Genomic DNA, 18827 nt, shown 5'->3' with positions numbered 1-18827 from the left:
CTTTTTCCAAGCATCTATTTTGCCCAGCTTCAAATGAAATCAATCCACAAACATTCAAACAAATATTTAATTATTATATTAGCGCATCCTTCTGGTTCGTTCAAGAATTGCTTTGAATATTTCGTCCATTTTTTTACAGATCGAGAATAAAGAAAAAGACCCCTTTTACGAGGAGTCGTGTTACTTGCTACGAGCATCTACTGGAGCTGGGGTCGTCTGCCAACGCTCCCCACAGTCCAGACATTTGCACTTGATTACTTTACGCTTTTCTAAGGCAAGACGAACGGCAAACAGGATAAAGGCCCCTGACAGTCCGAGGAACAAAAAAATGACAGGAGTCCCTTTCACCGAAATGCCGATCAAGGCAAGCACTGCCAAAACCGCTACATAAATCGTTATGTATAATGGCTTATTGATCGATTCCGTCAAATCGATTTTCGCAGAACGGCACTTCGGGCACTTTGGTTGCGCACTCATGGTATTCTCTCCCCATTTCTTGGATCATGTTCATCTTACACGAAAACAGAGAGGGACACTACACTGCCATGAAAATGTCGTTTTTCCTTTTCACTTTCTCCGCGAATGTCTATAATAGTAGGACATTGTAGAGCATGAGGTGATGGTTACAGTGGATGACATCTGTGAAATCCAATGTTTTGATGAGGAAAAAGTAAATCGGTTAAAGCCGTTCGCCACAGAATCAGAAGGGGTAGCAAAAATCTTCAAGGCGTTGGCCGATGACACCCGCGCCAAAATCATTCACATCCTCTCGATGGAAGACGAGCTCTGTGTCTGCGATGTGGCTGCCATCATCGGAAGCTCGATCGCTAACACCTCCCACCATCTGCGGCTTCTGCGCAACATGGGACTGGCCAAGTACCGCAAAGAAGGAAAGCTCGTTTTTTACTCGTTGGATGATGACCATGTACGCCATCTCATATCTGCGGGGATTGAACACGCCAAAGAACAGAAAACCATTGTCCGAGCTACCTGATTGCTCGGGCTTTTTTGTTATAGGATAAGATGACTTTTTTAAGAAATAGTCAGGAGGTGTGTTCGCACATGATAAACAAGGATGCGGTAATCCATTGTTTACAGGGTATCCATAACCGAAAGTTCATCGATCATTTTCATATTCAAGAAGACCGGCAGCCACGCTGGGAGGCTTCCGCCTATCTCTTGTCTCTTGAAAAAACAGAAGTCCCTCATCCGGTGGATGCTTTTCTACTTTTAATGGAGCGTCTCGAATACTGGGGTGAAGAATGGGCTTGGGAAGAGATGAACGTCAAAAATAGCAACAGACAGCTTGTACTTAGTCGGGTCATTGATCCCCTTATAAAGTTTGGGTTATTCATGAAAATAGACGTAAAAAATACGCTTGGCAAACTAGATGAACTAGGTATTGAAATTGATTTTGGCTCCATTGTGACAGCTGGGTCCACTAACACGCTGATTTATGATGAGTGGAATGATTTTCTTTTATTCGGTGGTAACGCACACCATTATTACGTCATTCAATGGTACACAACCGCTTAGTCAGTATTTTAAACATTTGATTAACCATGAGGGGTTCCCTCATTTTTCCGGGTAAACCCTTATAAAATCAGCCTTTTGCGGATGGCTCGGTTTCTGTATGAAGACGCTTGTTGACCGCCTCTATTCCCACAAATATAAGGAAGTAACATATCGCAGCAAACACAAAAACCGTTGCCTGCGGGTAAAACAAGGCAGCATGCGGATCAACACTCATTAGCCATTGCGAAAGCACAGGCACATAGCCGATGACAGCATATCCAGCGAAACGCACAGCGTATTTTTTCCACCCAACCAAGTGTGACCTACTCACAAGCCAGTCCAGGAACACAGACAGCCATAAGAAGACGACCAGGTTCAATGCCATGCTTACGAGTACACCCAGCAAATACTCTTGCCCGAACCCGTACGGCGCGCTTGGATCACGAAAGCTGTAGATGATCAACGCAGCATACAGACCGGTAAAGAAAGAGGATGTGACAGCGGCAAGAAAACGCATGCCGATATTCATGGAAATCACTCCCTTGCTTCGCTTTGTTATGATTCGTTTAGCGTTCGTGCAGTAGGATTCTCCCCCGTCGGTAGGCTGACCGTGACCGTTGTCCCTTCGCCTATACGGCTTTGAATGTGAATGCTGCCTTTTGCGACCTGCAAAATTTTTTGCACGATAGAAAGACCGAGACCGCTGCCCGTCGCTTCTCGATTGCGTGACTTGTCTCCTTTGTAAAAACGCTCAAAGACATGCTCCTGCTCTTCTTCTGACATGCCGATCCCCGTATCCCGAATGGTCACGACAATTCGCGTATCCTTCTGTATCGCAATGTAAATAGAGCCAGCTGTTGGGGTGAATTTGATACTGTTCGCAAGCAGGTTCATCCACACTTGATTGAGCAGCTGCTTGTCACCCACGATGAAGGTCTCCGGTAAAGTCAGCTCCATCGTGAGCTTTTTTTGTTGCCACTGATGCTGCAAAACTAAGAGGACTTGCCTGATCTGCTCATCCAGACGAAAACGTGTCGGTTCGTACAGACCTGTCTCTTTGTCCAGGGAAGCGAGCGTCAATAGCTGCTTGCCTAAGGAAGACAGCCGTCTGCTCTCCTCTTCGATGATAGTCAAGTACGTCTCCCGCTGTTCGTTTGTCACACCACCGCTGCGGATGGCTTGAGAAAAGCCTTGGATCGATGTCAATGGAGACTGGATTTCATGAGAGACATTGGAGACAAACTCTTGGCGCATCTCGTCCAGTTGTTTGAGTGACTCTGTCATCCTGGCAAAATGCATGGCCAAATCGCCGATTTCGTCCCGGCGCGCGATGTCCAGGTGGATATTGTACTGGCCTTCTGCCAGCTTTTTGGTCGCACGGCTCAGCTTCTCGATCGGCTTCACCAAATAACGGGTAAATATCAAGATCAGGATCAAGCTAAGGACAAACATCGCTGCCAACAGCAGGGCAAACATAATGTGCACCTCACCAAACTGCTGCTCAATATTTGGCCGTACAAACAGGGCGTATTTTTTCCCTTCTGCTTTAAGCGGCAAGCCAATGCTGTTTTTCAACGTGTTTTCAAAAAATCCGGTCACAAACAAGCCGTGCTGTTCTTCTGTAATTCCTCTGTAGGTCTCACCCGCCAGCACTTTTTGAACGATGGCAGGCTCTATCTGCTGATCGCGGAAAGGTGCTCCGAATTGGCTTACTGCGCCATTCTCATCCACGAGATGCAGCTGAAAATTCAAATTGGCGACATGGGCCATGAAGGCGGACAGGTCAAGTGTGGATTTATGCTGGTACAAATCAATCATTTGCTGTCCGATGCTCATGATTTTTTGTTCATTATAAGCACGCAGATTTCGTTGATAATACTCATTTGCCAGCAAAAAGCCAAGTGTGCCGCTGATCAGTACAATTGCAACGAAGGTAAGAACGACCCGAACGTAGAGAGATCTCACGAGCCTCGTACCTCCAGCTTGTAGCCTAAGCCGCGAACGGTAGAAATGACAAAGTCATTTGTTTTCTCCGTAAATTTCTCTCGCAGCCGCTTAATATGCACATCGATGGTACGACTATCACTCTCGGTGTCGCTCCCCCACACAAGCTCCAACAGTTGATCTCGGGTAAAGATCCGATCAGGAAAACTGGCAAGCTGGGCAAGCAGCTCAAATTCCTTTAACGGTAAATGAATCAACTCATCTTTTACCTTCACGACATGGCTGATACGATCGATGACAGTATCGTTTATGACGATGATTTGTTTGCTGACCATCTGATAACGACGCAGCAAGGCCTTGATGCGGTACAGCAATTCGGTAGGCTCAAATGGCTTGGTCAAATAATCATCCGTCCCCGCCAAAAAACCTTTTTCCTTATCCCGCACTTCTCCTTTTGCCGTCAGCATGATGACAGGAAGGTCGTAAAATTCCCGTATCTCCCGGCACAGCTCCCAGCCGTTTTTGCCTGGCATCATCACATCCACGATGGCGAGCTGGACTGATTCCTGTTCCAACAGCTGCGAAGCCTCATTTCCATGCACACAAGCCAAGACGTTGTATCCCTCTTTTGCTAAGTAAAATCGCAATAGCTCACGTACGTGTGGATCGTCATCCGCAATCAGAATCGTCAGTTTCATCAAGCTGGCCCCCTCGTTACTCCGCCCTCTGGTTCTCCTGCTTCATTATTTTGAATGATACTCACTTGTCTATCCTCCTGCAAATCGTCACTGGCTTGCGCCTATCTAAACGGATCAATCGTAAAGAAGCAATATGAACAAGAGATGAACGAATACTGCTGGCTCTTGAAGGCTCTTACACATTTGATTAAATCTGCGGGAAGCATGCTCTTTTCCCGGAAAAACACACAAAAAAGCGGCAAACACCTGGGTCCGCCGCTCTTGTTACTCATCGATTACTTGCGAAAAATCTCTGTAAACCACGCGGCCGAAGCCTCTACTTCCTTCACTGTCAGCTGATGACCATACGAATCCCAATGCACGGTTACGTCAGCACCTGCTTCTGTCAGTAGTCGGTTCAGCTCCTCCGTCTCTTGTGCAGTACAGATCGGATCATTCGTGCCCGCTCCGATGAACACCGGGATGGCTGACATATCAGGCAGAGCGATCCCGCGGCGTGGAACCATTGGGTGATAAAGAATCGCCCCTTTTAGCGGATTCGGGTAATGGAACAGGAGACTACCTGCGATATTCGCCCCGTTCGAATAGCCGACTGCCACGATATTGTCTCGCTCGATCTGATACATAGCCGCCGCCTGATCCAAAAACTCATGCAGCTCCTGCGTGCGGTAGACCAAATCTTCTTCGTCAAAAACTCCCTCTGCTAGGCGTCGGAAGAATCTCGGCATGCCGTTTTCGAGAACATTCCCACGGACGCTCAGAACAGAAGCGCCTGGATAAATGCGATTGGCCAATGGCAAGAGGTTGTTCTCATCTCCGCCTGTTCCGTGAAGCAGCAACAGGGTTGGTGCTTCTGAATCGGTTCCTTTTCGAAAAATGTGCTGCAAATTCATTATTTATCTTCCTCCAACACTCTGACTGTAATCGGCGGCAAGCCTTGCTCAATCTGGGCGCGACGTGGCTCATACCACTCAGGGAGCATCAGTTTTTCACCCAATGTCTCAAATGGCTCATCTCTTTCAAAGCCTGGAGGATCTGTTGCAATCTCAAACAAAATCTCGCCCGGCTCTCGGAAGTAGATGGCGTTGAAGTATTGACGGTCGATAATATCTGTCGGATGAAGACCGGATTGAGCTGCACGCTGCTGCCACAGTTGGTGATCCTGATCATCTACGGCACGCCATGCGATATGGTGGATCGTACCTGCACCACCTGCTCCTCTTGGTATCGGCTCAGCATTCACATCAATGACATTGCCCAAATCGCCGTGAGCCTGGAAACGAACAAGGCCATTTTCCTCGCCAACCCTAGTCAATCCCATCAGTCTCTCGAGAACATCCATGGTGTGGGCTGGAGCCATGCTGTACAAGATCGCTCCGCCGAAGCCTTTGATCGCCTTGTCAGCTGGCACTCCGCCAAAGGACCATTTGCTTGCTGGACCGCCTTCACGTTCCACGATCTCCAGCTGCAAGCCGTCTCTGTCTGTAAATTGCAGATACGTTTCATTAAAACGCTCCACGCGGCGGTACTCAATTCCGAATTTTTTCAGTCGATCCTCCCAGAAAGAAAACGCCCCCACCGGAATCAAGAAAGTTGTATAGCCAACCTGCCCACCGCCAACGCGTCCGCGGCGACCAGATTCCCACGGGAAAAAGGTGATCGCGGTACCTGGACTGCCGACCTCATTCCCAAAGTACAGATGATATACATCTGGTGCGTCGAAGTTGATCGTTTTTTTCACCATGCGCAATCCGAGAAAACCTGCGTAAAAATCAACGTTATTTTGGGCGCTTGTGACAAAAGCCGTGATATGGTGAATTCCTGCCGTTTGTTGTGTCATTTTGAATAGCCTCCTCAAATTATGATTTGCTTGCTTGGAATGTGTTGTAGCTTACGAACTCCCCAACAGGCTTGCGGTACCCTCTGACACGCTGGCTGGATGTATCTTCTTTTCCAATCGTGATCATCAAAGCTGGCACAAAGCTGTCCGGAACCTTCGCTATCTCTTGGACCGCTGCTGGGTCGAATCCGATCATCGGGCACGTATCCCAGCCTTTATCCTTTGCAGCGAGCATGAACAGCATTGCGGACAAATTGGCATTGCGGATCGCTTCATCACGCTTGAACTGCTCTCCTCCAGCCTCGTGCATTGCTCTTACAGAAGAATTGTTGTGGTCGTACTCGCGTTGATCCATGACTCCTAAATGAAGAAGACCTTCATTAATGCGCTCTACGCTTTGGTACGCTTCCTTGTCACCAAATACAAGCACAACTGCCGAAGCGGTCTTTACCTTATATTGTCTATATGCCGCTTCATATACACGCTCTTTGGCTTCTGGATCGATGACAACTACATAATGGGCATGCTGCAAATTGAATGCTGATGGCGCGAATTTGACCAGCGACATGATTTCATCGATCTCAGCAGGTGTTATCGTTACGTCAGCTAGAAACTTGTTTGCGGATCTTCTGTTTTTTACAAGGGTAGTGAATTCACTCATGGGACTTCCTCCTCGATTTTTTCTATCTCATTCATTTTCAATATCTCAAATTAGAGATAATTGATTTAAAAATGTTCCTGCTTGGGGAAGTAGGATGACGATGTTACGAAAATTAAATATCTTGAATTTAAGATAATTATAGGACGTAAATTCTCCCTTGTCAACAGCCCAAGGCCAGAAGAATGAAATCTCTTCCAGCCCAAGGCTCTTGTCAGTTGGCGTACCAGTATAGAGCATAATCGGTCATGACAGAAGGATACCCCATTTGGCGCAGCATCGCCGTTATGTTTCCACGATGATACGTTCCGTGATTGGCCACTTGCATGATGATTTCTGCCAAGCTCGTATCGCGTACTCTCGTGTACGGATTATCAAGGACGATGCGCCGCTCCAAATCTTCTTCTTGGCTGAGAAAAGCTCTGAATTGCTCGACCAGCTCGGCATACAACTGCTCTACTTCTACCAAGCTTTTTCCCGTTAATTCCTTTTCCTTCAGCCATGCCTCATTCAATGCCGCTTTCATATCCATCCCCTGCAATATGAGAATCCAGCCTTGGTCCACCATATAAATATGCTCCATCACTTTTGCTACTGTCGGGAAAACGCTTTGGACCTCCTGCTCATAAACCCCTTCCGGAAGTTCCTTCAAGCGATTGATTAACGTCTGATTCGCCCACGCGTGAAAGTCGTACATGTTTTTGGCATAGTGAGTCATGATAAAGCCCCCTCTTTCGTTCGTCGATAGCTCTATCATAGACCGGCTTCCCTGACATTTATGGTCAGTGATGCTTCCTGCTCCAGCCAAAATCTCATTTTTTCTAATGAAAACAGTTGTTCCATGTGGTGGACACCTGGAGGAAACGCTTCTTTATATAGCGATTTTGCTACGGCAGCCGCCACCATTGCGGTCATGTTTGACTGATCGCGCCCGTAAAGCAGACACTCTACTGCAGCCTCGTCAGCTCCCCGTTGTCCTCGTGCTTCTACTTTAATGGCAAACCGATCATCCCCTATTTTCCAACTCCCAAACGCTTTAATCACGGCTTCCCGTACTTTTGGTTGATGGAGTAATCGGCAAATTCCTATACTCCGAAGGGCCGCCACTACTCTCGTCATCCCATCCAGATCAAAACAAAGTCGCGTAGATACTGTGGAGACATCCAAGGTGCGCGCCAATGTCTGCTGATCGGAAAACGGAAATCGATACGCGTGCTTTTTCCCCAGCTCCGGCCCAAAATCAACGACCTTGCCCTCTGTCATGCTCTCGACGGTTACTCGCTGATGCTTGTTCATCACCTCGTAGCTCGTGCACAAGTTATCGACAGTCCATTCAATCGCGGCCTTCCCGTGCCGATCACCGAGACCAAGCATAATGAATATGTCCAGCTCATTCACCTGATCCAGCAAGCGATGAGCTTCCCCTGCGAGCAGGTTGGTAAGACCTGGCGCAAGTCCTACACTGAGCACGGCGGTTCCCATGTCCTTCGTTTCAGTTTGTCTCCCCCATTGCTCGATTTGCGTCAAAAAATGGTCAGTCGCTGAAATATCGAGATAATGCGTTCCATTCCGCAAACACCCTTCCACAAAAGCCGTATCCGTCTGATCCAGGCACATGACCACCAGCTTTACTTTTTCCAGCATGCCCTGGTCCAACGGCTTGTGAATATCGAGTTGCAGCGGCAGCACCTTCCCATCTGCTTGTTGGCAAAATGCTTCAGCCTTCTCCAAGCTGCGTCCGGCTGCATACACCCGTCCCGGATATGCGTTACCCAAATTCTTGCATATGGTTGCCCCTACATGACCGTACCCTCCGACGACCACAATTCGATCCTTGCTCATGCCTTCTCCACCTCTGTGCCTCTCTTTTTCTTCCGCTCCAGACGTCCCGCATACCACCAGACCAACAAACCGCTCAGGCAGATCAGCGCACCTGCTGCAAAAACCACACGATACGCATCGATCGTCGGATGCGCAGCTTGGCTCGAATCGCCGTTCATCATGCCCAGTCCCAACGCTGCGCCGACTACCATCCCTGCATTCCTCGTCAAGGCGATCATGCCTCCGATCGCGCCCGCATGCTCCATCGGGACGTGGCGCATGATGTAGCTGTTGTTGGGCGAAGCAATCAGCCCCATACCTGCCCCTGTCAAAGCCAGTACCGCGATGATTTCCACCGTAGATAATGCCTCTAGCCAGATCGCCAAGACGGTCATCCCTGCCCCCATCGCACCAAGACCTGCAAAAATGAGCGGCCGTACCCGATAGCGGTCTGAAACCCAGCCACTAAAAGGTCCGGTCAGCGCCAGCAGCAGTGGGTAAGCAGTCATCATGTACCCTGCCGTCAGAGGGGAAACATGCGCCTGATCAAGCAAGTAGAACGGCAGGACAACCAGTTCGAGATTCGCAAGCACAAACGAAGTGAAGCTAATAAACAGTCCACTGGACACAGCTGATCGGCGAAAGACCGCCATGGGTAGAAACGGCACTGACTGTCCCCGTTCCCACCAGACGAACGCCCATGCCAAGACGAGTACACCCCCAAAAAGAATGAGTATCCCTTCTGAAGCCCAACCCCACCCGTTTCCATTGGAGATCGCGGTAATGACTAAGCTGACCAGTAGCATGAACAGACCTGCCCCAACGAGATCAAGTGAACGGGTCTCCCTCGTCTGCTCTAGGGAAGGAATGTAACGAAAAGCCAGCCCTGTAGCCAGTATCGCGACAGGAACATGAATCAGAAACAGCCACTCCCAGCTCAACCACGACGCGATCATCCCACCTGCAATCGGTCCGGTCATGCCGCCAAGCGCAACAGCTGTACTCATGATCCCCATTGCCCTTCCCCGCATTTCTTTTGGGAGCAAAATCGCAATGAGCGCGATATTGGTCGCCTGGAACATAGCCGCTCCGATGGCTTGCATAATTCGAAGCACCAACAGCATCGTGACCGTCGTCGAAAATGCCACCAAGACAGAGCTTACCGTGAACAGCAGGAAGCCGTAATTGTGCAGCACACGATGCCCGTATCGATCTCCCAGCTTGCCCATGAAAGGAAGAAGAGACGCAATGACAAGCAAATAACCTGTGGTAATCCATTGTGCGATCGCCAGCTCCGTCTGGAAAATGTATGTGAACTGAGGAAGCGAGACATTGACAATCCCCGCCGTAAAATGAGACAAAAATGCACCCAGACAAATCGCGATCATCATGAAAAAGCGCTGCCGCTGGCTCATACGGTCTTTCCAACTCCTCGCGTATCTTGTAAATTTAGACTAAGAATTATTCTCAATTATAGAGAGGATCGAGGAGAGCACCATCCCACAAAGCTGGGATTTTCCTTTTGCCAATAGACATACAGGAGAATGCAGATGAACACAAATCAGGAAGCGAGCAAACGAAAAGTGATGGCACTGGCTGAACGTTTTTCTGACTCCTCACAAGACTATCGGACAGCGCTCTTGCAGCTATTGCGAGAGTTCGTCCCTTTTGATGGGGCCTGCTGTACTGCCGTTGATCCGCAAACACTTTTATCTACCGGAGCCATTACGGAAGACGGGGTGGAAGCTATTCATCAAGGCATTTTTGAGCATGAATACTTGCGCGAGGACTTCAACCGGTATGATGATTTGTGCAAAGCGCCTGAGCCTGTCGCGACGCTGAGTCAGGCGACCGAGGGCCACCTTGAACGAAGTGACCGCTATCGCAATGTTCTGCTCCCCGCCGGGTTTCATGATGAAATGCGTGCTGCCCTCAAGTACGACGGTGCATGCTGGGGCTATTTAACGTTGTTTCGATCGCAGGGGCGGGCCTTTTTTTCTGAGCCAGAACGTGAATGTATTTTGGCTTTGGCTCCGTTGATCGCTTATCAGTTGCGAAAGACGAGTCTGTCTTTACCCGCTGAGGAGAATACGTGGATGGAAGAAGAGATGGGGATATTGATGCTGTCGGATCAATTCACCTTGCTCGCTGCCAATCCCACAGCGGAAAAATGGCTGACCCTGCTGCGCCAATGGGAGTCGATTGATCGCAATACCTTGCCCCGACCAGTGCGAGCGGTTTGTTCGCGGGCACTTTCCAATCCGGCAGAAGCAGGTCATACGACATCCATGGCAAAAGTCTGCATTCGCATGCCAAATGGCCCTTACATGACGATTCAGGCAAGCCCTATGAACAGTCAAAGCTGTACGATCCACTTGGCTGTATTGTTCGGTCCCGCAAAACCTGCTGATATGCTGCCACTCATCGCCGAAGCATACGGATTGTCTGTAAGGGAGAAGCAAATACTCGACCAGATTGTCCGCGGCGCTTCCACGAAGGAGCTCGCACGCACACTGCACATCTCCGCCTATACGGTTCAGGATCATTTGAAGTCCATCTTCGTAAAAACCGGGGTATCCAGCAGACGAGAGCTGATCTGGCAATTGTTTACCCGATTTGGCGTACAGGCGAACCAGTGAAAACCTAGCAAAAATCAAAAGCCCCCTTCTTACAGCATTCGCTGCCAGAAAGGGGCTATTAGCTATCATTCGGTTCCTTTGTCTTCTTTTCGGAAACATTCGCGCCCGAAATCGATTCATTTACTCAGCTTTTGATTTCTGCTCCCCTATTTTCTGATGCAGCTTTTCGAATGCCAATGCCAACTCTTCCTTCGGGATCATCGCATACCGATCGCCAATACTTACCTCATAGGAGCTAGAAGATTCGTCTTCCTGTCTAACATAATGCGTGAAGCCAATCCCTGTCTCTTCACTAAGTGAGAGCAAGATACGCTCGAGCTCTTCTTTCGGCAAATCTGCGTGCACATGAAACATGTTGGATACAGGCACGGCCGGTCTCGTGGATATCCCCTGGCATTGGTTGTACAATCCCGCCAGCTCTTTTGCATGCTCGTAATATTGACTGAATTTATGCTTTCTCTGCTCAAAATGGTATTCTGCCGTGACAATATACGGGTACAAACTAATCAGGTCACCGCCATGGCGTCTTTTCCATACCTTCGATTGCTTCGTGAATTCTTCATTCCCAGCCAGGATCGCTCCAGCGATTCCGCCTATTCCTTTGTAAAAGGATATGTACACGCTATCAAACAACGCGCATACCTCATCGGCAGACTTCTGATAAAACGGCAGGATTTCCAGAAGCCGGGCGCCATCTAGATGCAGCCGAATTCCTTTTTCCCGACAATAACGGGAAATCGCCTCCAAATCCTCATACGCGGGCAGTTGTCCGCCAATCTCACGCTGTGGCAATTCCAGCAACAGGCACGCGATATCGTCGTCCATGCCGAGAACATCGTCCAGCTCAATCACTCTGTCCTTATCGGCCAGCAAGACAGCCTCGATTTGATGCAGCTCCTTCAGCCCATCTTCCTCGTGGATCTCCAAGTGGCAGAGCGGATGATAGGCGACCTTTTTGATTCCTTTCTCATCGCACCAGATGCGTAGCGCGATTTGTTGGGCCATCGTACCGCTGGGAAAGAATACGGCGGACTCTTTACCCAAATATTCGGCCATCTTTTGTTGAAAATTCTCGATGAGTTCGCCTGTTCCGTACATATCGCCCTCCACATTCCCATCCACCCTGGATAGGACCTGCTGCAATTGGTGGAGGTCTCTCTTGCTGTGCCCGGCGATTTGATAAGTGGTCTGTTTAAATACTTCTCGCAAGGTTTTCGTATCGTTCATCTTGGCAGGGCCCCTTTTGTTTCTCATCTTCAATGCTTCTTACCTCTAAAGATATCACATTTCACAAGGACCTTATGTCGTTTGTTGTTTGACGTACAGTTGGCGATATTCACTCGGGGTCTTGCCCGTCATTTTTTTAAACAACGTGATAAAATACGGCGTATTCGGCATTCCTACCATTTGCGCAACATCCGCGATCTGGTTGTTCGAATGAGCCAGCAGCTCTCGCGCCCGTTCTATCCGCTTTTTCTGGATGTACTCCACGGGCGTCATATCCATGAGTCGCTTAAACGTTCGCTGCAAATGAAACGGACTCCCATGGCACATATCAGCTAAATGCTCCAACGTCAGCTTTTCGTTATAATGGGAATCAATGTACTGTGTAATTTGTGCCACCCACTCACGATCAGGCAATCTCTCTCCCGTTGGCTTGCAGCGTTTACACGGGCGAAATTCTTCCCGAAGGGCTTGGCTTGCATTTTGGAAAACCCGCACATTCTCCCTCTTCGGCGGCTTCGACTTGCACGACGGTCTACAAAAGATCTTCGTCGTTTTTACCGCATAAAAAAATTGATCATCGTAAGACGCATCATTATGAATAATAGCCTGCCATCGCTCATCGGTTACCCGTTCCTCCAAGACATGTCATCTCCTTTGCTATAGCCGTTTTCGAATCGCTTGCTCTTACCGACAGTATACCCCCACGCTACGTGATCCGTACTGCTAGAAGATTAAAATAGCAAGATAACGAAATGACAGCCCCGCTTATCTTGTTATAAAACTAGGAGGAAGTCAGACAGGAGGTTTTCACATGACAAGCGGACTATCCCCCTCGGCTTGGGTCGATAATAGAGAAGAAATAATTTTGTCCATACCTGCGGAATTCAGTTTTTCGCAAAATCTTCACTACTTATCCAGAGCATCCAGCGAATGCATGTTTCACATTCAAAACGGGCGCCTCTACAAAGCTATCTCGATGGAACAAGATCCACAAGTGGTCGAAATTCACGCAGATACCGATCAAGGATTGACTGTGCGTTTTCTAAATCCTTCGCTCCCCGATGAAAAAGTACGAACAGAAGTAGCACGCTATGTGCGAGACTGGTTCGATCTGGACAGGGATCTCGTTCCGTTTTATGAGCTTGCCGCAGGAGATGCTCTTCTTAAGCAGGCTGTTGAAAAGTTTTACGGGCTGCGGACCATGGGTATTCCCGACCTGTTTGAAGCGCTCAGTTGGGGAATCATTGGACAACAAATTAACCTGACCTATGCGTACACCCTCAAGCGGCGGTTGGTAGAGACGTTCGGAAAAAGAGTAGAGCTTGAAGGACAGACGTATTGGCTTTTTCCCACAGCGGAAAAAATCGCCGGATTGACCGTCGCTGATCTGGATGGCTTGCGCATGACGACCAAGAAATGCGAGTATTTGATTGACGTCGCACAACTCATCGTTGAAGGGAAACTATCGAAAGAGCTATTATGGGACGGAGGAGATTATCAAACCGCGGAGAAACGTTTGACCAGCATCCGCGGGATTGGACCGTGGACGGCCAACTATGTGCTCATGCGCTGTCTGCGAATGCCCTCTGCTTTTCCCATTGATGATGTCGGCTTGCACAATGCGATCAAATTTTTACTAGGCAAAGAAAAAAAGCCGACCAAAGCAGAAATACGAGAGCTGTCCAAGGCTTGGACGAATTGGGAGTCGTACGCTACTTTTTATTTATGGCGTTTTCTTTATTAATCAAAGGAGGTTCTATCCTATGCTAAAAATAGGTTCCCACGTATCATTCTCCGGTAAGGGACTGCTGAATGCCGCCCAAGAAGCAGCTTCTTACGGCTCGAGTACCTTTATGATCTACACAGGTGCACCGCAAAATACCCGCCGCAAACCGATCGAGGACCAGTACATTACGGAAGGCAAAGAAGTAATGGCGAAGCAAGGCGTGGATGAAATTGTGGTACATGCCCCGTACATTATTAACCTGGGGTCTTACAAGGACGATACCTATGAGCTCGCTGTCCGCTTTCTGCAAGAAGAGATTCGCCGGACCGACTACATTGGCGTCAAAAATATCGTTCTGCACCCTGGTGCTTACACAGACAAGGACGCGGAGTACGGCATCGCCCGGATCGCGGAAGGCTTGAATGAGGTTTTGACAGGCGTCAAAGACACCGACGTGAAAATCGCGTTAGAGACTATGGCGGGCAAAGGGACAGAAATCGGTCGCAGCTTTGAGGAAATCGCCGCCATCATCGAGAAAGTAGAAGACAACAGCAGGCTGACCGTCTGCATGGATACTTGCCACATTCACGACGCTGGCTATGATATCGTCAACGACTTCGACGGTGTCCTGGAACAGTTTGATCGGACAATTGGCTTGGATCGTCTCGCCGTCGTTCACTTGAATGACAGCAAAAACTTCCGCGGGGCAGGCAAAGACCGCCATGCGCCAATCGGTGCAGGACTCATCGGCTTTGATGCGATGAATTACATCGTGAACCACGAGAAAATCCGCCACCTGCCGCTTGTACTGGAGACACCTTGGATCAGCAAGGAAAAAGGCAACGAGCGTCCGATGTACGAGGCTGAAATCGCCCTCCTGCGCGGGGAAGTGGACAAGCGCTTCGGCGACGAATTCATGGACCATGTGGAGCGCCTCGATTTCTTTTTCCGCAAACAAGATGTCACCAGACGCGAGTATGTGGTTGGGATTTGGGAGCTGCTCAAAAACGACGCGAAGGCAAAGAAAGCCGATGGCCGCGAGCCGATGGAGCGTCTGTACGATATGGTGAAGGAAGCGAGATTGTTCCCAGAGCTCACCGAAGAGCAGATCAACCACCGCTTGACTGCCTATTTCGCGATTCCGAAATTCTCATAAGGTAAAAATCCATGTAGGCTTGCTGTGGCTTCCTCCTGTTGAAGTGAATGTACTGACACCAACCCATAAAGGAGGAAGCCACATGCCTGCCAAAACTTACACCCTGCTGGGAGCCGATCGCCAGTTTTATCAAAGCGATACACCTGGTACATTTGGCGGCTACAGACCAGGTAAAATATATGGCCGACTGGATTGTCCCTCTGCCACCAGAGCCATTATGCGAGGCGGTTATGTGCGCCATCGCGTATTTTTTGCAGACGAAGCTACCGCTATTGCTGCGGGGTATCGGCCTTGTGCTGTTTGTTTACGAGAGAAATATTTGTTGTGGAAAGCCCTTCCCCCTTCAAGGTTCTAGAACACCTGCAGGGATTCGAAAGAGTACATAGTTGCCCGTCCACATTTGTGACGTAATGATCATCTTCTCTTTCCCCCGTTCAAAAAAGTATCCGGCCCCTTCTTGTTGGATAAAGGTCCAGCCTTTTTCTGTCACCGCTCGTTTCATAGCATCTGCCGCTGAAGCCTCATTCGCTTGCGGCCCATACCCATACCAATCGACGTTTTCCTCCGTGGTCAATTTGACAATTGTTCCCGTGTTTTCACCTAACAGCTCCGTTACTTCTCTTTTGGACTTGGATTCGAATGGCAATGCAGGATGCCAGATCAGCGAAACATACGCGATCATGATGAAACAAAGGCCCAAGAAGAAGAGTAGGAGGAACAGAACTTTCGCTCTCTTGTTCATGCCCATACAACTACTCCTCTTCCTCAAAAATCGCGACAGGGCGCGCCCATCCCGCACTCGCTCCTCTCACTTTTACAGGAAACACAGATACGGTAAATCCGTAGGGCCTAGGCAATTGCTCCAGATTCGCCAGTTTTTCAATTTGGCAATACTCTTTCTCTTTTCCCACATAGTGAGCCGCCCATAAAACGCCATCGCGTGGATTTTGCTTATAATCAGCGGCTTGAACGGAAAACGGGATATCCCATCCCCACCCATCGGTTCCCATGACCTTGATTCCTTGATCAATCAGCCAATGTGTCGCTTCGGCGGATACTCCCGCATGTGATTGAAAATAGTGCTCTTCATAGTATCTTTTATCCGCGTCCGTCCTGATCAGGACAATATCGAACGGTTTCAGTTCGTATTGGATTTGTGAGAGCTTCTGTTTTATATCCTTCACCGTGATCTCATAGCCAGACGGCTTTTCACTAAAATCAAGCAGGACACCATCCCCGTAGAACCACTCCAACGGCAACTGATCAATCGTTTTCGCCGGCTCTCCCTCAGAAGTAGGCCAGTAATGCCAAGGCGCATCGACATGTGTCCCTGTATGTGTCGTGAGTGTCACCGTTTCACTCGCCCAAGCCTTCTGTTCGGGAAAATCCGTTGGTTGCAATCCGAAGTACTGCGCGGCTTGGACAGCCCCTTCTTCATGACTACTATATTGAATCTCAGGTGGAAACGGTTCTTTCGCCAGACGATCAAGAGGCACACTCAGATCAATGAACCGACGTGCTTTTCTATTCATAGCTGGTTTCCCTTCTTTCCTAATTGGAATTTTCTGTATCCTCGATCAACCTTACTGTACTATCTGCCCTCCACCAGCGTCAAATGAACACAAGCAAAAGGCCAGTACCTCTTTGTCTATACAGGTACCGGCCTTCTTCAGGGGGATTCAATTGGAATTTGTACTTCTACATACATATCGCCCCCGTGTGGGGATTGCAGATAGTTTTCTCTGCCTGGCTGATCTTTTTTGATCCGGTATTGATTGCGCTCTATCCATTTTGCCAAGTCAATACAGGCCGTAGAAGGAACGAATGGCTCTACACGCTGAACCAGGGTAGCCATCATCGGCTCCTCTGGCAGCATACGTATTGCCAGCATGTCGGTTGGCAAGGAAATGTCCTGTTTGAGTACATAGCCGATCTCCAATTCGAATGCCGTCTCGTCTCGCTCCGACTCCTTCCACAAAACGATGGGGGAAAGCATCCCTCTCTGCTGCTTGCCTGCATAATGAGCCAGCCGATCAAAGAGCATCGGCAGCTCTTCTACCGTACCTTCTGAACGGAACGAAACAACTTTTTGGGCTTCGACTCGTTTAAAGACAACCTCTTGTTCTACGTACCCCTTTTGCTCGATCGAGAGCAAACGCTCCTTGATTCGATTCAAACGTGCTTGCTCCACCTCAAGCAGCTGTTCCATTTCCCTTTCTTTTTGCCTGAATATGCCTTGTAGTTGCTCCACGGACATCTCTTCATGCAGCAATTGCTGAATTTGTTGCAACGTAAAACCCAAGTCCTTGTACATGAGGATTCGATTGAGTGTAACCAATTGTTCTGCTGCATAAAACCGATAGCCAGTCTCTTTGTCGATATCCGCTGGCTTCAAAATTCCAATTTGGTCATAAAAACGAAGCGTCTTTAAGGACACTCTGCTCAATCGGGAAAATTCACTGATCTTAAACATGGAAAACCCCCAATCTATCATTCCCTTGACTTTCCCCTGTACGGGAACGTTTATAGTTGAAAAAAATCATGACTACAAAGGAGCAATGCGAGATGGATTACGACATTTTTCACTTGGGAGAGGTTCGCTTGCAGTCAGGCGTGACACTGCCTGCATTTATTGCTTACAAAACGTATGGTACGCTCAACGCCGCCAAGGATAACGTCATTATATTTCCTACATCGTTTGGAGATCAGCATTACCAAAACGAATGGCTCATCGGGGAAGATAAGGCTTTGAACCCGAATCAATATTTTATCATCATTCCCAATATGCTCGGCAACGGGCTATCGTCCTCACCGAGCAACACGGCAAGCTCGTATGATCAGGCCAATTTTCCACACGTTACGATCTACGATAATGTCGTCCTTCAGCATCGACTCATTACGGAGAGGTTTGGCATCAAAAAAATTGCGTTAGCAACCGGCTGGTCGATGGGGGCCATCCAGGCTTTTCATTGGGCGGCGATCTACCCAGATATGGTCGAGAGATTGGCTCCTTTTGCCGGAACCGCAAAAACATGGCCGCATAACATCGTCTTGATCGAAGGCATCCGAGCAGCATTGCAGGCCGATGTAGCTTGGAATAACGGGCAGTATACAGCATCTCCAGAGGTTGGCCTGCGTACCTTGGGGCGCGTATATGCGAGTTGGGGGTTTTCACAGCCATTTTACCGCGAGGCATGCTATAAAGCTTTGGGCTATAGACACTTTCCGACTTTATCTCGGGATTTTGGGAGGAAAGCTTTGTACCTTCGGATGCAAACGATTTGCTGGCGATGATGTGGACGTGGCAGCATGCCGACATTAGCCAAAATGATCAGTACAAGGGAGACTTTGAGGCAGCGTTACGAAGCATCCAGGCACGAACGGTTGTCATGCCTGTACGGACTGATTTGTATTTCACGCCAGAAGACAGTGAATATGAGACAAAGCACATCCCTAACGCTACCTTTAAGCCGATTGAATCAATCTGGGGACACTTGGCTGGGTTTGGACTTAACCCTGTCGATACCGCGTTTATTGATTCCACCTTAAAAGAACTATTAGGGACAGAATGAAATTACGAGGTAGAGGGACACCTATAATGGT

General features: G+C 48.8%; 21 protein-coding genes and 1 pseudogene. 7 read left to right on the top strand and 15 right to left on the bottom strand.

The genetic code is table 11. The features are described from left to right. Nucleotides 1-180: 180 nt before the first annotated feature. A complete protein-coding gene (locus C7R91_RS21450) occupies nucleotides 181-477 on the bottom strand; it encodes a hypothetical protein (protein WP_047074570.1) in 297 nt (98 codons plus the stop codon). A 142-nt stretch (nucleotides 478-619) separates the two neighbouring features. Between C7R91_RS21450 and C7R91_RS21445 the strand changes: the two genes are divergently transcribed. Together C7R91_RS21445 and C7R91_RS21440 are read left to right on the top strand one after the other, a co-directional pair. Beyond that, a complete protein-coding gene (locus tag C7R91_RS21445; RefSeq protein ID WP_035290894.1) occupies nucleotides 620-994 on the top strand; it encodes an ArsR/SmtB family transcription factor in 375 nt (124 codons plus the stop codon). Between the two features lie 68 nt (nucleotides 995-1062). Beyond that, nucleotides 1063-1536 (top strand): hypothetical protein, encoded by a 474-nt coding sequence (locus tag C7R91_RS21440; protein WP_047074571.1) that lies wholly within the window; start codon nucleotides 1063-1065, stop codon nucleotides 1534-1536. A gap of 67 nt (nucleotides 1537-1603) precedes the next feature. Here C7R91_RS21440 and C7R91_RS21435 read toward each other — a convergent pair whose 3' ends face one another. The 9 genes from C7R91_RS21435 to C7R91_RS21395 form a co-directional block, all read right to left on the bottom strand. Further along, nucleotides 1604-2044: a hypothetical protein gene (locus C7R91_RS21435; RefSeq protein WP_047074573.1), complete on the bottom strand. Its 441-nt coding sequence runs from the start codon at nucleotides 2042-2044 to the stop codon at nucleotides 1604-1606. 26 nt (nucleotides 2045-2070) lie between these two features. Continuing rightward, nucleotides 2071-3480, bottom strand: coding sequence for a sensor histidine kinase (locus tag C7R91_RS21430; protein ID WP_047074575.1), 1410 nt, complete (start codon nucleotides 3478-3480; stop codon nucleotides 2071-2073). After that, the gene (locus tag C7R91_RS21425; RefSeq protein WP_047074577.1) at nucleotides 3477-4157 is read right to left on the bottom strand and encodes a response regulator transcription factor; all 681 of its coding nucleotides are present in this window, start codon (nucleotides 4155-4157) and stop codon (nucleotides 3477-3479) included. Before C7R91_RS21425 ends, C7R91_RS21430 begins: the two co-directional genes overlap by 4 nt. A 275-nt stretch (nucleotides 4158-4432) precedes the next feature. After that, a complete protein-coding gene (locus tag C7R91_RS21420) occupies nucleotides 4433-5050 on the bottom strand; it encodes an alpha/beta hydrolase (protein WP_174769397.1) in 618 nt (205 codons plus the stop codon). Further along, complete coding sequence (locus tag C7R91_RS21415) at nucleotides 5050-5997, bottom strand: ring-cleaving dioxygenase (RefSeq protein WP_047074579.1); 948 nt, start codon at nucleotides 5995-5997, stop codon at nucleotides 5050-5052. Before C7R91_RS21415 ends, C7R91_RS21420 begins: the two co-directional genes overlap by 1 nt. Nucleotides 5998-6016: 19 nt before the next feature. Continuing rightward, on the bottom strand, nucleotides 6017-6658 hold the full coding sequence (locus C7R91_RS21410) for a nitroreductase family protein (protein WP_047074581.1): 642 nt from the start codon (nucleotides 6656-6658) through the stop codon (nucleotides 6017-6019). Nucleotides 6659-6869: 211 nt separating this feature from the next. Continuing rightward, nucleotides 6870-7373 (bottom strand): DinB family protein, encoded by a 504-nt coding sequence (locus tag C7R91_RS21405; protein ID WP_047074653.1) that lies wholly within the window; start codon nucleotides 7371-7373, stop codon nucleotides 6870-6872. Nucleotides 7374-7408: 35 nt separating this feature from the next. After that, on the bottom strand, nucleotides 7409-8497 hold the full coding sequence (locus C7R91_RS21400) for a saccharopine dehydrogenase family protein (RefSeq protein WP_047074583.1): 1089 nt from the start codon (nucleotides 8495-8497) through the stop codon (nucleotides 7409-7411). Next, complete coding sequence (locus tag C7R91_RS21395; RefSeq protein WP_047074585.1) at nucleotides 8494-9891, bottom strand: MFS transporter; 1398 nt, start codon at nucleotides 9889-9891, stop codon at nucleotides 8494-8496. The genes C7R91_RS21400 and C7R91_RS21395 overlap by 4 nt, the downstream gene beginning before the upstream one ends. 135 nt (nucleotides 9892-10026) lie before the next feature. On the opposite strand from C7R91_RS21395, the gene C7R91_RS21390 reads away from it, so the two are divergent. Further along, nucleotides 10027-11115, top strand: coding sequence for a response regulator transcription factor (locus tag C7R91_RS21390; RefSeq protein ID WP_047074587.1), 1089 nt, complete (start codon nucleotides 10027-10029; stop codon nucleotides 11113-11115). A gap of 120 nt (nucleotides 11116-11235) precedes the next feature. On the opposite strand, the gene C7R91_RS21385 is transcribed toward C7R91_RS21390, so the two are convergent. Continuing rightward, nucleotides 11236-12342, bottom strand: coding sequence for a threonine aldolase family protein (locus tag C7R91_RS21385; protein WP_047074590.1), 1107 nt, complete (start codon nucleotides 12340-12342; stop codon nucleotides 11236-11238). Nucleotides 12343-12414: 72 nt separating this feature from the next. Further along, nucleotides 12415-12981 (bottom strand): bifunctional transcriptional activator/DNA repair enzyme AdaA, encoded by a 567-nt coding sequence (locus tag C7R91_RS21380; protein ID WP_047074591.1) that lies wholly within the window; start codon nucleotides 12979-12981, stop codon nucleotides 12415-12417. 172 nt (nucleotides 12982-13153) lie between these two features. On the opposite strand from C7R91_RS21380, the gene C7R91_RS21375 reads away from it, so the two are divergent. The 3 genes from C7R91_RS21375 (at nucleotide 13154) to C7R91_RS21365 (ending at nucleotide 15579) form a co-directional block, all read left to right on the top strand. Next, complete coding sequence (locus tag C7R91_RS21375; protein ID WP_047074594.1) at nucleotides 13154-14086, top strand: DNA-3-methyladenine glycosylase 2; 933 nt, start codon at nucleotides 13154-13156, stop codon at nucleotides 14084-14086. Between the two features lie 19 nt (nucleotides 14087-14105). After that, nucleotides 14106-15224, top strand: coding sequence for a deoxyribonuclease IV (locus C7R91_RS21370; protein ID WP_047074595.1), 1119 nt, complete (start codon nucleotides 14106-14108; stop codon nucleotides 15222-15224). Between the two features lie 82 nt (nucleotides 15225-15306). After that, on the top strand, nucleotides 15307-15579 hold the full coding sequence (locus tag C7R91_RS21365; RefSeq protein ID WP_047074597.1) for an Ada metal-binding domain-containing protein: 273 nt from the start codon (nucleotides 15307-15309) through the stop codon (nucleotides 15577-15579). Here C7R91_RS21365 and C7R91_RS21360 read toward each other — a convergent pair. The 3 genes from C7R91_RS21360 to C7R91_RS21350 all read right to left on the bottom strand — a co-directional run bounded on the left by C7R91_RS21360 (nucleotide 15568) and on the right by C7R91_RS21350 (nucleotide 17697). Further along, nucleotides 15568-15966, bottom strand: coding sequence for a hypothetical protein (locus tag C7R91_RS21360; protein WP_255322548.1), 399 nt, complete (start codon nucleotides 15964-15966; stop codon nucleotides 15568-15570). The two genes, C7R91_RS21365 and C7R91_RS21360, sit on opposite strands and share 12 nt — an antisense overlap. 10 nt (nucleotides 15967-15976) lie before the next feature. Next, nucleotides 15977-16756 carry a cyclase family protein gene (locus C7R91_RS21355; RefSeq protein WP_047074600.1) on the bottom strand — a complete coding sequence of 260 codons (780 nt, stop codon included), beginning with the start codon at nucleotides 16754-16756 and terminating at the stop codon, nucleotides 15977-15979. A gap of 137 nt (nucleotides 16757-16893) precedes the next feature. After that, nucleotides 16894-17697, bottom strand: a complete 804-nt coding sequence (locus C7R91_RS21350; RefSeq protein WP_047074601.1) for a MerR family transcriptional regulator — start codon at nucleotides 17695-17697, stop codon at nucleotides 16894-16896. 92 nt (nucleotides 17698-17789) lie between these two features. On the opposite strand from C7R91_RS21350, the pseudogene C7R91_RS21345 reads away from it, so the two are divergent. Then, nucleotides 17790-18796: pseudogene (locus C7R91_RS21345) on the top strand (alpha/beta fold hydrolase). Nucleotides 18797-18827 lie beyond the last annotated feature (31 nt).

Source organism: Brevibacillus formosus (assembly GCF_003013405.1).
Classification (GTDB): Bacteria; Bacillota; Bacilli; order Brevibacillales; family Brevibacillaceae; genus Brevibacillus; species Brevibacillus formosus.
Note: the sequence above shows the minus strand (reverse complement) of the source record. Positions and strands in the feature narration are given on the sequence as shown.

What these genes read in the sequence shown, in the direction of transcription:
- C7R91_RS21450 (WP_047074570.1), bottom strand. Translation starts at nt 477, where the DNA reads ATGAGTGCGCAACCAAAGTGCCCGAAGTGCCGTTCTGCGAAAATCGAT.
- C7R91_RS21445 (WP_035290894.1), top strand. Translation starts at nt 620, where the DNA reads ATGGTTACAGTGGATGACATCTGTGAAATCCAATGTTTTGATGAGGAA.
- C7R91_RS21440 (WP_047074571.1), top strand. Translation starts at nt 1,063, where the DNA reads ATGATAAACAAGGATGCGGTAATCCATTGTTTACAGGGTATCCATAAC.
- C7R91_RS21435 (WP_047074573.1), bottom strand. Translation starts at nt 2,044, where the DNA reads ATGAATATCGGCATGCGTTTTCTTGCCGCTGTCACATCCTCTTTCTTT.
- C7R91_RS21425 (WP_047074577.1), bottom strand. Translation starts at nt 4,157, where the DNA reads ATGAAACTGACGATTCTGATTGCGGATGACGATCCACACGTACGTGAG.
- C7R91_RS21420 (WP_174769397.1), bottom strand. Translation starts at nt 5,050, where the DNA reads ATGAATTTGCAGCACATTTTTCGAAAAGGAACCGATTCAGAAGCACCA.
- C7R91_RS21415 (WP_047074579.1), bottom strand. Translation starts at nt 5,997, where the DNA reads ATGACACAACAAACGGCAGGAATTCACCATATCACGGCTTTTGTCACA.
- C7R91_RS21410 (WP_047074581.1), bottom strand. Translation starts at nt 6,658, where the DNA reads ATGAGTGAATTCACTACCCTTGTAAAAAACAGAAGATCCGCAAACAAG.
- C7R91_RS21405 (WP_047074653.1), bottom strand. Translation starts at nt 7,373, where the DNA reads ATGACTCACTATGCCAAAAACATGTACGACTTTCACGCGTGGGCGAAT.
- C7R91_RS21400 (WP_047074583.1), bottom strand. Translation starts at nt 8,497, where the DNA reads ATGAGCAAGGATCGAATTGTGGTCGTCGGAGGGTACGGTCATGTAGGG.
- C7R91_RS21395 (WP_047074585.1), bottom strand. Translation starts at nt 9,891, where the DNA reads ATGAGCCAGCGGCAGCGCTTTTTCATGATGATCGCGATTTGTCTGGGT.
- C7R91_RS21390 (WP_047074587.1), top strand. Translation starts at nt 10,027, where the DNA reads ATGAACACAAATCAGGAAGCGAGCAAACGAAAAGTGATGGCACTGGCT.
- C7R91_RS21385 (WP_047074590.1), bottom strand. Translation starts at nt 12,342, where the DNA reads ATGAACGATACGAAAACCTTGCGAGAAGTATTTAAACAGACCACTTAT.
- C7R91_RS21375 (WP_047074594.1), top strand. Translation starts at nt 13,154, where the DNA reads ATGACAAGCGGACTATCCCCCTCGGCTTGGGTCGATAATAGAGAAGAA.
- C7R91_RS21370 (WP_047074595.1), top strand. Translation starts at nt 14,106, where the DNA reads ATGCTAAAAATAGGTTCCCACGTATCATTCTCCGGTAAGGGACTGCTG.
- C7R91_RS21365 (WP_047074597.1), top strand. Translation starts at nt 15,307, where the DNA reads ATGCCTGCCAAAACTTACACCCTGCTGGGAGCCGATCGCCAGTTTTAT.
- C7R91_RS21360 (WP_255322548.1), bottom strand. Translation starts at nt 15,966, where the DNA reads ATGAACAAGAGAGCGAAAGTTCTGTTCCTCCTACTCTTCTTCTTGGGC.
- C7R91_RS21355 (WP_047074600.1), bottom strand. Translation starts at nt 16,756, where the DNA reads ATGAATAGAAAAGCACGTCGGTTCATTGATCTGAGTGTGCCTCTTGAT.
- C7R91_RS21350 (WP_047074601.1), bottom strand. Translation starts at nt 17,697, where the DNA reads ATGTTTAAGATCAGTGAATTTTCCCGATTGAGCAGAGTGTCCTTAAAG.